Source organism: Ferdinandcohnia sp. SAFN-114, assembly GCF_059415045.1.
Window position 1 is genome coordinate 1 of the sequence record NZ_JBPFDQ010000117.1, and the last position, 13179, is coordinate 13179.

General features: G+C 37.8%; 14 protein-coding genes. 10 read left to right on the forward strand and 4 right to left on the reverse strand.

Features of this window, described 5'->3' with window-relative positions; genetic code table 11:
• Positions 1-529 precede the first annotated feature (529 nt).
• From cyoE to ACR65M_RS24360, 9 genes are all read left to right on the forward strand, one after another.
• Positions 530-1432, forward strand: a complete 903-nt coding sequence (gene cyoE / locus ACR65M_RS24320) for a heme o synthase (RefSeq protein WP_341329803.1) — start codon at positions 530-532, stop codon at positions 1430-1432.
• An 83-nt stretch (positions 1433-1515) separates the two neighbouring features.
• A complete protein-coding gene (locus tag ACR65M_RS24325) occupies positions 1516-1644 on the forward strand; it encodes a hypothetical protein (protein WP_440274637.1) in 129 nt (42 codons plus the stop codon).
• Positions 1645-1669: 25 nt separating this feature from the next.
• Positions 1670-2275 (forward strand): methyltransferase domain-containing protein, encoded by a 606-nt coding sequence (locus ACR65M_RS24330; RefSeq protein WP_341329804.1) that lies wholly within the window; start codon positions 1670-1672, stop codon positions 2273-2275.
• A gap of 287 nt (positions 2276-2562) precedes the next feature.
• Positions 2563-2712 (forward strand): hypothetical protein, encoded by a 150-nt coding sequence (locus ACR65M_RS24335; protein WP_180271122.1) that lies wholly within the window; start codon positions 2563-2565, stop codon positions 2710-2712.
• Positions 2713-2723: 11 nt separating this feature from the next.
• The gene (locus ACR65M_RS24340) at positions 2724-3191 is read left to right on the forward strand and encodes a cytochrome c oxidase subunit II (RefSeq protein WP_099360970.1); all 468 of its coding nucleotides are present in this window, start codon (positions 2724-2726) and stop codon (positions 3189-3191) included.
• A 14-nt stretch (positions 3192-3205) separates the two neighbouring features.
• A complete protein-coding gene (locus ACR65M_RS24345) occupies positions 3206-4897 on the forward strand; it encodes a cbb3-type cytochrome c oxidase subunit I (protein WP_341329805.1) in 1692 nt (563 codons plus the stop codon).
• 455 nt (positions 4898-5352) lie between these two features.
• Positions 5353-5985: an SCO family protein gene (locus tag ACR65M_RS24350; protein WP_440274638.1), complete on the forward strand. Its 633-nt coding sequence runs from the start codon at positions 5353-5355 to the stop codon at positions 5983-5985.
• 4 nt (positions 5986-5989) lie between these two features.
• Positions 5990-6550: a hypothetical protein gene (locus tag ACR65M_RS24355; RefSeq protein ID WP_341329807.1), complete on the forward strand. Its 561-nt coding sequence runs from the start codon at positions 5990-5992 to the stop codon at positions 6548-6550.
• A 105-nt stretch (positions 6551-6655) separates the two neighbouring features.
• Positions 6656-7798, forward strand: coding sequence for a trans-sulfuration enzyme family protein (locus ACR65M_RS24360; protein WP_341329808.1), 1143 nt, complete (start codon positions 6656-6658; stop codon positions 7796-7798).
• Positions 7799-7875: 77 nt separating this feature from the next.
• Here the strand turns inward: ACR65M_RS24360 and ACR65M_RS24365 are convergent, their stop codons facing one another.
• A complete protein-coding gene (locus tag ACR65M_RS24365; protein ID WP_440274639.1) occupies positions 7876-8490 on the reverse strand; it encodes a hypothetical protein in 615 nt (204 codons plus the stop codon).
• 209 nt (positions 8491-8699) lie between these two features.
• The gene (locus ACR65M_RS24370) at positions 8700-10094 is read right to left on the reverse strand and encodes a sigma-54 interaction domain-containing protein (RefSeq protein WP_440274640.1); all 1395 of its coding nucleotides are present in this window, start codon (positions 10092-10094) and stop codon (positions 8700-8702) included.
• A gap of 323 nt (positions 10095-10417) precedes the next feature.
• Between ACR65M_RS24370 and ACR65M_RS24375 the strand changes: the two genes are divergently transcribed.
• Positions 10418-11620, forward strand: a complete 1203-nt coding sequence (locus ACR65M_RS24375) for an ornithine--oxo-acid transaminase (RefSeq protein ID WP_440274641.1) — start codon at positions 10418-10420, stop codon at positions 11618-11620.
• A 47-nt stretch (positions 11621-11667) separates the two neighbouring features.
• On the opposite strand, the gene ACR65M_RS24380 is transcribed toward ACR65M_RS24375, so the two are convergent.
• Positions 11668-12666: a dimethylarginine dimethylaminohydrolase family protein gene (locus ACR65M_RS24380; protein ID WP_341329812.1), complete on the reverse strand. Its 999-nt coding sequence runs from the start codon at positions 12664-12666 to the stop codon at positions 11668-11670.
• Positions 12667-12753: 87 nt separating this feature from the next.
• Positions 12754-12921, reverse strand: coding sequence for a hypothetical protein (locus ACR65M_RS24385; protein ID WP_165918285.1), 168 nt, complete (start codon positions 12919-12921; stop codon positions 12754-12756).
• Positions 12922-13179: the final 258 nt, after the last annotated feature.

Sequence of the window (13179 nt, forward strand, 5' to 3'; positions counted from 1 at the left end):
TTAAACTTTTTTATGAAGGCTACCAAGCGAAAGCGCGGTAGAAAAATCTGTGTCTATTTTCTTGACATAGTATCACTATTTAGCTTAAGCTTCATATTTAGAAAAAGAAGTAAAGCAACCCCAAGAATTACCGAGATAATCGGTAAATTGTCTACAAACCAATCCATTTTTCATTTCCTCCTGTATCTCTCTTAGCTGTAATATCGTTTACATTTGCTTCCGTAAGTGTTGTTCTTTTATTGAAAAAAATATATAGATAACTGAGCGCGTTTTCAAATCAGAAAACTTTTTATTAATTTGTTTAGGAAACAAACAAAAAGCGATGGTCTAATTTTACAAAACTTTTTTGAGGGAAGCAATGAGAAAGTTTTACTATTTAACTGTAGGGAGCGGAATGATATGGGAGTTGGGTGGAATACACTATAGAAGTAGGTAAAAAGTGGTTTTCTTATCCTAAGAGCGATAAAAATGGTATAGTATATTTGAAGCATAATGTTCTTCTAATAGAACCGTAGGAGAGAGGATATCCATGCAATCAGAAATTCAAATACAAAAAACATCCCTCATAGCTGATCTTAAATCACTTTTTAAGGCAGGGGTTTTAATAGCCAATGTTCTACCCGTGTTTTCAGGATTTTGGTTAGCCATTTACTTTACGGGCGCATCTTTTCAGGACAATCTGGGATTGTTTCTGTATACAATAATCGGAAGTACGCTCGTTATGGCGGGGGCACTCATCATAAACAACTGGTATGATGTTGACATTGATACAGTCATGGATCGAACGAAAAAGCGACCAACTGTAACAGGGCATTTTTCATTGAAATTTGTTCTGGTATTAGGAATCATTTGTACTGCTCTAGGATTCATTTTTCTATATTTCACAACATTTGAAGCTATCTTTTTTACATTTATAGGCTGGTTCACATATGTTGTGTTATACACGATGTGGTCAAAGCGCAGATTTACGATTAATACTGTGATTGGAAGTGTTTCTGGCGCCGTATCTCCTTTAATGGGGTGGGCTGCGGTTGCACCTATCGATCACATCGTTCCAATTATGCTCTTCTTGATCTTATTTGTTTTTCAAATGCCTCATACATATGCGATTGCGATGAGAAAGTATGAAGAGTATAAAGCGGCTAAAGTCGCGATGCTCCCAGTCGTTCGCGGATTTGAGGTAACGAAGAAGCATTTTCTGTTCTGGGTGATCTGTTTGTTGCCGATACCTTTCTTTTTAGGGGACCTAGGATTAGTATTTGTCGTACTCTCGACAGTGCTTAATATTGGTTGGATTGTATTGAGTGTCAAAGGATTTACGGTTAAGGATGATATGAAATGGGCTCGCTGGAACTTTCTATATTCAGTGAATTATATTTTTATAATCTTCCTATTAATGGTCGTCGTTACCTTACCAAAATATTTTGGATAGCCTTGCCACGAACCTCGTTACATTTAATGTAGCGGGGTTTTTTGTGAAACAAAATTTCACAAATAAATTCAGATCTTTTGTACTTGATTAAACGAGATAACCAACAAGAGAATATGGTATGCTTTGAAGAAGAGAAAAATCAAATCAAACATATCTTTTCCATTCGCAATCCAGAAAAGCTAACATTTGCATTGAGAGGGATACCATATTAATCACATCATGGCAAGGAGACTACCAATGGATGATAAGTATTACGATGCACTTTTACATGTAAAAACAAGTGGAGGCCAAAAGGGATTTAGCCCCTCCGTACATTATCACCGCTATGAACCGACGCCATATGAAGGGCTCGACGCACTATTTTTGCATTATCAATTGAAGGAAACCGACCGGGTAGTGGATTTTGGATGTGGCAAGGGTAGGCTTCTTTTTTATATACATCACCATTTTGGGGCATCTGTTGTTGGGATTGAGATTGACAAAAGTCTCTATCATGAAGCGGTGGAAAATCGAGTACGCTATTTTAAAAAGTCAGGTTACCAAAAAGGTGAAATTGAAATTCACCATTGTGCCGCACAGGATTATAAAATTAACTCGCTTGATAATCGTTTTTACTTTTTTAATCCTTTTTCTATACAGGTTTTTAAGCATACATTGTCTAATATCCTACGTTCATACGAGCAGAATCCACGACACATAGAGATTATTCTTTATTATGGATCAAACGAGTACACCTATTTTGTAGAAACCAATACACCTTTTCAAATGAAGAAAGAAATCATCATTCCTGAATTGTTTGAGAAAAACACATATGAGAGATTTTTAGTTTATCAACTTGATTAAGCAGCTTCCAAATTCGGAGGCTGCTTTTTTGTGCAGGGGTTAGTTCACCAATTTGTCATTTTCGGATTTCTTCGAAGGGTACAAGGGAGGAAAAGTCCACAAAAAGCCGAATTAGAGCGGTTTTATTGAGTTTTAATCAAAAGTTAGGGGACGAGAAATAGCCTTTTTTCTCGTCTTTTTTTTATGAGTGTATTAAAAATTACACTTGATGTGTGATTCAGTTCACAACATTGAGAACTATTCCTAATTATGATGTAAGTAAGAAGAACATAAGGAGGTTGAGTTGGATGGGAGCTTCAAAAGTTAACAGAAATAAAAACACAAACGGGGGAAATTCGGAACGATTAGTTGGAACCTGGATTTCAGTTGGTGTTGTTGGAGCAGTCATTCTTGCTACGTATCTATTACTATTCGGCCTATTTATGGCTAGATTCTAGGAGGGAAAAAAATGAAGATGCATCGTGATGAAAAAATATGGCTTACCATAAGTTTCGGCCTTATCATTGGATTCATGCTTATAACAGGATACCAAACATTTGCATTAGAAATGGGACCACCAAGTAATATGGAAACAATCGATCCTCAGAAAGTGGATGAAACAGCTCCATTCGACAAACCAGGTGTTTATCAAATCGGAGAAAATGAATATGAAGTAGTTATGACGTTACAAATATTTAGTTTTACACCAGCAAAAATTGAAGTACCTGCGGGTGCAAAGGTTCACTTTATCATGACATCTAAAGACGTAGTTCACGGATTCCAAGTTGCAGGTACAAACTTAAATGCAATGGTAATGCCAGGACATATTCAAAAAATCACTCAAACGTTCGACGAGCCTGGTGAGTATTTAATTCTATGTAATGAATATTGTGGTTCTGGTCACCAATTAATGTCTACAACAATTACGGTTAAATAAAGGAGGGGAGACCATTGGCAACTATATTAAAAAATTCAGATTTGACATTTAAAGAAAAGACAAACAAAGTTTTAGGGGTTAATCTAGATGATGCAAAGATTTCGAAATCCTATTTATCAGTAGCATTTATCGCATTATTATTAGGTGGACTTTTTGGATTATTCCAAGGATTAAATCGTGCAGGTCTTCTAGAATTGCCAAGTTGGCTTAATTATTATCAAGTATTAACAGCACATGGCCTATTATTAGTAGTAGTATTTTCAGCATTTGTTACCATTGGTTACTTTTACGCAGGTCTTTCTCATGATTTAGGTGGATTATTACCTAAAGTTAGAAGGATGGCATGGGTGGGCTTTTGGACGAAAATCCTTGGTATCGTATTAGTCGTCATTCCTGTTCTAATGAATGAAGCATCTGTCATGTACACTTTTTATCCACCAATGGCAGCACACCCAGTGTTCTATATCGGGTTAGCATTAGTGGTAGTAGGTATTTGGATCTTAGCAGCTGGTGCATTTATTCAAGTAGCAAACTGGAGAAAGAATCATAAGGGTCAGCATTTACCAATCCTTTCTTTCTTTGCTACAGGTGTATTTATTCTACTAGTTGGTGCAACTGCATTTGTCGCAGTTGAAGTATTATTCTTGATTTTACCATGGACACTTGGCTGGGTAGATACAATTAACGTAATGGTCTCTCGTACACTTTTCTGGGCATTCGGACACACAGCAGTTAATATCTGGTATTTAACAGCTGTATCTGCTTGGTATGTCATTATACCAAAAATCATTGGCGGAAAACGTTGGAGTGACACACTTACTCGTGTAGTTGTTATTGCCCTAGTTATCATGAACATTACTGGTGGATTCCACCATCAAATTATTGATCCAGGAATTAATTTATCAGTAAAATTCCTACACGTATTCATGAGTTTAGCAATTGGTTTCCCATCATTAATGACAGCATGGGCAATGTTTGCAGTATTTGAACGTACTGGAAAAGCAAAAGGAGGTAAAGGTGCCTTAGGTTGGTTTAAAAAGTTACCTTGGGGAGACGTTCGCTTCTTATCACCATTTATCGCAATGGCTGCCTTTATCCCAGCGGGTGCTGGTGGTATTGCACAGACAACGAACCAACTTGACCAAGTTATACACAACACAATGTGGGTTGTTGGACACTTCCACTTAACACTAGGTATGTCAGTCGTAATGACATTCTTTGGTATTAGTTACTGGTTAGTCCCACATATTTCTGGCCGTGTATTAACAAAAGGAATGAATAAATTAGGTGTTGTTCAAACCATCATCTGGACAACTGGTATGGTTATCATGGCGATCACAATGCACTGGGTTGGACTTCTTGGTTCACCAAGAAGAACATCTTTCACAGACTACTTTGGTAGTGCACAAGCTGCAGGTTGGGAACCATTTATGATGGTAATTGGTATCGGTGCAACACTATTACTTGTAGCGGTAATCATCCAAGTATATGCAGTATTCAATATGATGTTCTTTGCACCAAAAGGCGAAACAGAATTCCCAATTGCTGAAGTAGAAGAAACAGCTTCAAAAACTCCATTCTGGACAGAACGTTGGGGACTATGGGTTGTGCTTATGATTCTAGTAATTGCAATGGCCTATGTATTACCATTAACTGAAATGATTGTAAACGCACCTCCAGGATCACCACCATTTAAAACTTGGTAACTAGAAAAGCGCAGGCGAGCATTTTAGCGACGTACGGAGTGAGGCCCACACGAAGTGGGTCACGCAGACGTTGCCACAGGACGTGGCGAACTTAGTCTGTGTTCTTTAAGGAGATAAAGGAAACACGGGGAGCGAAGCGAACCGATGTTGACCTTTTCGTACGGAGGGTGAGGGAAGTCTCGCTAGTCGCTGCGAGCCGAAGCTAGACAAAACGAAAAGCGCAGGCGCCTTGAACAGAAACGAGGAAACTGGCCGACTAAAAACGCCATGTGCGTCGAAGACTCCGACAAAGAGGCGCTCTTTGCCTCTGCAGGAGGAGTAGAAGTTTCTCGAGTTTCTAGGCGCCGTAGTTAGACAATCAAGGAGTTGTTCCTTAATAGAGAGAGATAGCGAAACTTCTGCTATCTCTTTCTGATATTAGTAGATGGAAAAACTAGAAATAGGATGTGATCTTCGTGATCAAAAAAAATCGAACGACATTCGCTTGTATACTAATCTTATTATTTGGATGTGTGCTGTTCTATACGGGAACCGATGGATTACGGGCGTTTACTGCTGAAACAGCAAGAGTAAACCAACTACTAGAGGATAAGCCAGCATTTCCAGATGTAACATTTGAGGATAGCGAGGGACGGACATATCCTATTTCTGAGTTTGAAGATAAATATGTGTTCATCACTTTTCTCTACACAGCCTGCACAACTGTTTGTCCACAATTAGAAATGAATATGGCGCAGGTATATGAGCAGATTCCTCAAGAATACATCGGGAAAGATATCGTCTTTTTAAGTATAAGCTTTGATCCCACAAGGGACGATCCAGCAACTTTAAGTAAATATCGCACCTTCTTTGGATCTGACGGAGAAACATGGAGAATGGCAAGGATACCAAACGAAACGGAATTACAAACCCTACTCGATACATTTGGTGTAATCGTAATCCCCGATGGAAAAGGTAACTTTGCACATAACTCAGCCTTTTATTTAGTTGATCCAAATGGTTTACTGATCGAAGTAATGGATTATCAGGAAATTGATCAAGCCACTGCCAAGGTTACTAGTATTTTAGAAAGTCAAAAGGAGGAATAAGGCTATGAAACAATTTTTAATTGGACTAGGGCTGTTATTCGTATTAGCGCTTCCTCCTGTTGCTGATTTACTGGAGTCAATTATGATCATCCATATGCACATGCAAATGCCTTCAATCGTAATTGCTGGATTTTTTATGGGTAAACTGTTTCAACAAAAGTTTCCACAGTTTTTTGAGAAATGGAATCAAAACGGAATACCAGGTATTTTGTTATTCACTGTAATCATGGTGTATTGGACAATTCCAAAAACAATGGATGAGACACTAACGATTACAAGCATGGAAGTATTTAAATTTCTTAGTTTATCTTTTTTAGCGGGTGTTCCTTTACGAGATAGCTGGAAGAAACTAAGTGAACGTGCAAAAAATCTCGTCTTTATCTTTTTTACAGTGAAATATTTGGGTATGGGCGTGTTATATATAAATACAAATATGCAACTATGTAATAATTACCTTGTAATCGATCAAATCACACTGGGCTGGGGTTTTATAACAACCGCAATTTGTATTGTTATTTATTTGGTTTATAACAATTATACAGACCAATCTATCTATAAAGAGTAGGTGAGAGAAGCTGCAGGTGCAGCTTCTTTTTTATAGTATTCTGATTGACATGCATTAAAATAAGGTTCAGAATAATAGCAATAAATACTAAAAAGGGTGAGGAAAATGGTAAAACGGTTTGAGACAAAATTAATACATAGTATAGAAAAAGCGAAATTACCTATTCGAAGCAAGGTAACACCAATTTACCAAACATCTGCTTTTACCTTTGATAACCTTGAAGATTTAGAGGGTTATTACCAAGGAGAAGGAAATTACTTATATTCGCGAACTGGAAATCCTAATACGGACGAGCTTGGCCAAATGGTAGCAGCAATTGAAGGAGCACCAGCAGGTATCGCGACATCTTCTGGACTATCTGCAATTTTAGCTGGAATCCTATCTGTTGCAAAAAGTGGAGACCATATTGTTGCGGCAGAGGACGTATATGGGGGGAGCTTTCATCTTCTACATGAGGAATTGCGTAATCTAGGCGTGGAAACAACTTTTGTTTCCTTTGCAGACCTTGAACAAGTAGAAAGGGCCATCCAACCGAATACAAAACTGCTTTATACTGAATCAATCACAAATCCACTTTTACGAGTCGAAAATCTACCGGCTGTGGTCGAACTTGCAAAACGAAACAACTTAGTCACTGTTGTAGATAACACATTCGCGACACCATATCATTGCAACCCATATGAGCTTGGGGTGGAGGTAGTTGTTCACAGTGCGACAAAGTATATTGGTGGACATAGTGATGTAACTGCAGGGGTTGTTGTGGGAAGAGAGGACTTGGTTTCAAAAGCGCGTGCAAAGGTTGTTAATCTAGGTGCGAATGTAAGTCCTTTTGAAGCTTGGCTAACAACTCGTGGCTTAAAAACATTGGCCGTTCGCATGCAAGTACAGTCTTCAAATGCTCGAAAACTTGCGGAAGCTTTGCGTAACAATCCTAACATTGCAAGAGTGTACTATCCGTTTGAGGCAGAAACTACAGGATATGGAGCAATGGTGTCAATCGAACTTGCAAAAACTGTTGATGTGAATCAATTTTTCAAATCGATAGGCTGGGTTAAGCTAGTTCCAACATTAGCTGGAGTAGAGACAACTGTATCTCACCCTCTAAAGACTTCCCATCGTGCTTTACCGGCAGAGGCACAGGAATCATTAGGAATTACGAACGAACTTGTGCGAATCTCGGTGGGGATCGAACATTCCGAAGATATCATTTCTGTATTTGAAAAAGCTATCGAAAATTCATTGAAATAAACAAAACGAGTATCCATAATAATGGGTACTCGTTTTTCAAACAAACATTTGTTTGAAGCAAAACTGCATCCTGTTACCTAAAGAAATCTTTCAAGCTCCTGGGTTGAGTAATTGTCCTTTATACCAGGTTTGTTTTCTAGATACTGTACGATTTCCTCTTTCGAATAATACTCTCTAAGGCCTGAAATGATCGTATCCAAATATTCAGAGGAAGGTTTATTGAAAGCAACAGTATCTATATCCCAAGGTGCGGTAAACGTAAAAATTGGATAACCATCATCATCTCCAAGATATAGAATTCTACCATACCACGCCTTTTCACGGAAAACCATTGAACCTGATTCTCTCACTTCCTGCAAGTCAATATCAATCTTCATTCCACTGTTCTCTTGTTTTAACACATCAATAAACTGCTCAGATGTAATTAAATATTTCTTGCTATAGGTAGCTGTTCTTTCATTCGGGGAACCATCAATAAAAGCAACACCCTTTGAATCCCATCTCCTAGCTTCCTTCGCAAAATACAATGGGTAGGGGATGGTAAAGATTCCTTCATCGATCGGAGATGAGGGATCTTTACAGCCAACCTCCGTTTCAGTAGAACCATTGGGTCTGCCACCTTTTATGTAACAAAGAAAGCGTTTCTTATTAATATTTGAGCCATAACTTGCATACCATACATATTGTTTCACTAGAATCACCAGCCTTTAACTAATAATCATTCGTCAATTACTAAAGTTTCACCTTCCCCAGAACCGATAACATACTATATTTTCGACTTATTTCTACTCATTTCCCGAGCAATATTTGTGCGAAAAGGGGGGGATATGATGATATTTGTAAGATTTTAGATAACGAATAAGGGTGTAATTTTTTAAAAAAATCTCTAGCCAGGAATATCTTACCGTGGCTTATTAATCCCGTACTTTTTTAATCGATATTGGAGGTTTTGGCGACTCATGCGAAGTGCTTCAGCGGTCTTTGTAATATTAAAATGATAATGTTCAAGTACCTGTTTTAGGTATAAAGTTTCTGCTTCCTCCACGTAACTGTCTAACGGCTGAACCTCTGTGATTACAGAGGGTTGTGGTGCTTTTTTTGTAGATACAGGTTTAATATGTGTTTTTTTACGAAAATGCATGGGGAGATGGTTATAAGTAATCGTATCCTCATAGGTAATGATATTTAAAGCTCCCTCTATAATATGCTCTAGCTCCCGAACATTCCCAGGCCAGTCATATTGAATCAATGTCTGTAATACCTCATCTGCTATGTTTGTTACTTGCAGACCAAACAGATGATTATATTTTTCCATAAAAGCAAAAGCGAGTTCTTTAATGTCTTCCTTCCGATTTCGTAATGGAGGAATAAAAAGGGTTACGACACCTAATCTGTAATATAAATCTTTTCGAAGTCTACCCTCGGAAATGGCATCAATGGGGTCCTCATTCATTGTAGCTAGGATCCGCACATTCACTTTTTTATCCTTCGTGTCACCCACTCTTCGTACCATTTTTTCTTGAATAACTCGTAGAAGCTTTGCTTGTAGAGCAGGATTCAATGAATTAATCTCATCTAATAACAAAGTGCCTCCTTCTGCTTGTTCAAATAAGCCTGGGCGGTCAATGGCACCTGTAAAAGCTCCTTTTTTTGTACCAAAAAGTAGACCCTCAATTAGATTGTCCGGTAAAGCTGCGCAATTTTGAGAGATAAAAGGAGCAGATGATCTGTTGCTTCCATTGTGAATACTTTGAGCAAAAAGCTCTTTTCCCGTACCAGTTTCCCCAATAATGAGAACTGAGGAACTTGTCCTAGTAGCACGTTTACTAGACTCAATTACCTCCAATATTGCAGAACTTTTCCCTATGATGCTATCAAATGTATAATGAGTATCACTTTTCCGGTTCATATTTTCACGTAGTAACTTCTCAACTTTTGTAACATCACGGGCAATTTCCATCGCTCCAATACGTTGTTTGCCATCCATAATTGGGATTGTGTTATTGATGGTGGTGATTTCCTGACCACGGTTGTTGTAATAGGTCTGTTTAGCATTATTTATGGAATTACCCGTCTTAAGTACTTGAAGCAACGTACTATCCTCATTTTTGTGAAACGAAAATACATCAACCAGCTTTTTGTTTAGAACATCATCTTGGTTCATCCCTTCAATCTGAGCCATTTTTTGATTGTAAATAATCGTTGTGCCTTGAGAGTCAACGACATGTATACCAACATCCACTTCATTAACTAATTGCTCAGTTGCTTTGGTTTTTAATATCTCAACTTGTTTCATGATATCCCCACCCTTTTCCTTACTTCTTATTATATGAGAAAAAAACAAAGGGGCAAATTATATTTGCATTAACTTTGGGAAATGAAAAATATTTTTGCGCAAAAAAATATAGTAGGTGCAAAGAAAATTTGCATTAATTAATGGAGATAAAAAAATGTCTTATTTCTAAAGATGGTCATCCGTATGAATTACCTGAGCGTAATGCACTTTTTTAAAAGAAATCATTTAAGATGCACCAACATGAGAAGTTGGCATGATTCTTGCATAAAATAGTAGACAAGAAGAAATTCTCACTACAACAATAGCTACTGGAGGTTAAATAGATGGCTCAAATTAAAGCGGACTCAAAAACAATCATTGACCAAACGGAAAAGTTTGGTGCAAATAACTATCATCCACTACCAATTGTAATTTCAAAAGCAGAAGGCGTATGGGTGGAGGATCCCGAAGGAAATAAATATATGGATATGTTAAGCGCATATTCTGCAGTTAATCAAGGTCACCGTCATCCCAGAATCATTCAAGCTTTAAAGGATCAGGCTGATCGTGTTACACTAACATCGCGAGCATTTCATAATGACCAGCTTGGCCCATGGTATGAATTAATTTGTAAAATGACAAATAAGGACATGGCACTACCAATGAACACAGGGGCGGAAGCTGTTGAAACAGCTATTAAAGCGGCACGTAGATGGGCATATGATGTTAAGGGTGTAAAGGAAAATCAAGCTGAAATCATCGCGTGTATTGGAAACTTCCATGGACGGACGATGACGGCCGTTTCATTATCTTCGGAAGAAGAATATAAACGTGGATTCGGTCCAATGCTACCGGGAATTAAACTAGTTCCTTATGGGGACATTGAAGCACTAGAAAATGCGATAACTGAAAATACAGCAGCATTTCTCTTTGAACCCATTCAAGGAGAGGCTGGAATTATTATTCCACCAGAAGGTTTTCTTAAGAAAGCTTTTGAAACATGTAAACAAAACAATGTCCTGTTTATTGCGGATGAAATACAAGCTGGGCTTTGTCGTTCTGGAAAAATGTTTGCATGTGAATGGGATGATGTAGAGCCTGATATGTATATTTTAGGTAAAGCATTAGGAGGCGGGGTATTTCCAATATCCTGCGTCGTTGCCAATAAAAACATATTAGGTGTATTTAACCCAGGTTCTCACGGTTCTACATTTGGAGGAAACCCAATGGCTTGTGCTGTCTCCATTGCATCATTAAACGTCTTAATTGAGGAAAATTTAGCACAACGTTCTCTTGAACTTGGTGATTATTTCTTGAATCAATTAAAAGAGATAAAAAATCCAATTATTAAAGAAGTGAGAGGGCGTGGCTTGTTTATCGGAGTTGAATTAACAGAGGCTGCCCGCTCGTATTGTGAGTCTTTAAAGCAGGAAGGGCTCCTCTGTAAAGAAACCCATGACACGGTTATTCGATTCGCTCCACCTTTAATCGTAACAAAAGAAGAGTTAGATTGGGCAATCGAACGCATTGCGATGGTTCTAGGATAATCACATATTCGAAAAAAGGATCAAGTCTTTTACGCTTGATCCCTTTTTTATTGGTTTATAGGTTCACGTATAAGCGGAAGTGTTAAACAGTGTATTCCTCCCCCTAACTTATAGAACTCGGAGATGTCTACAGGGATAATATCAATACCATTTGCTTTGAGTAATTCCATTGTTTTTACTCCAGAAGAGGGGAAAATGAGCCTTCCAGGAGAAATCGGTAAGACATTAATCGTTAAAGGGGGATCTTCCGGATGAACATGAAATAATCCAATCTTCCTTTTATGAAGTTCATCTATAAACCAATAAGGAAGTAGAGCTTTATTAATAAGTGCTTTATTATGATCGATAAGAAGAAATGCTTCATCGAGATGAATGATGGTAGATGGTAAATCAACTGTTATTAAATCAATATCCTGTAGAGAAAGAATGTAATTTAATTGTTCAATACCAAGAGAATTTACGCGTTCCGAGCGACCGATAATGGCTGTGTTTTTGTTAAGCATGGTAAAACTTCCACCTTCGACAAAACCATGTCCTTGAATACGGCCTAGAATTGGCATCCCTAATTTGCTAAAGGTTTGTTCGGCCAAACGAGTTTCACCATATCGAATATAAAGGGCAAGCCTCGACAAAATGACACCACTCGGAATAATCATTCCTAAGTCTCTAGTAAAGGTTCTTTCCGGTAATTCTTCATGCTTAGTTCGGTCAAGAAAGACAACCTCTATTCCTTCAAGCCTCAAAGCTTTTACCAATTGGTCATGTTGATCTTGCAAGATCTGTAATTTAGGTTTTAAATTGGCTTCGAGATCTTCAGGTTGTGTGCCCTTTATATACTTTCCTAATAATGGACCAGCTTCAATTTCCTTCTGATTTTGATGAAGTTTTAAAACTTCATTACCAGGACGATGCATTAATACTTTTCTTAGCTGCCCGATATCACTTGTAATCCCCAAAAATTCGCCCCAAACTTCTTTGATAAGTGTAATGTCCTGAAAGGGCTCTCGTACAATCCTTCTTGAAAAGTTTAGCTTGTTTTTATTCATTTGGATTACCTGCTTTACTCTTGTCTTATATATAAAGAACCCCCTTGGTTCAATCTTGGGGGTTCTTTTTTTTAAGGTGCTTTCGTATTAAGGCATTTCGTCTTCTTTCTCTCGGTTCTTAAAAGCTTCATGAGAGACAATACCTTCCATTTGTTCAAATTGTCGACTATGGTCTTTTTCTTCAGTTATGCTGTTCTTTGGAAAGTTGCCAGGATGGCCTTTTTCTTTGTGGTTAAAGCTTTTTCCACGACCCATATTGATCTCTCCTTTCAAATGCTTTCCATCGTAGTTTTTGCATTCGTTGGTTTTGTATGTATCACGGACTATTTGGTAAATCGCGGAAAATAGGACTTAGCTCCTAATATCTGTAAAAAGTGAATAGTTGTCCTTGATTTGAAATATATACAGTATTGGTATATTTAATCTTTTTTTACCTTGGCTCTGTTAAAGGTAAATGTTGATATTTGAAACCTTCTTTTGTATAATTAGGATAAGAACAAACATTCGAGGAGG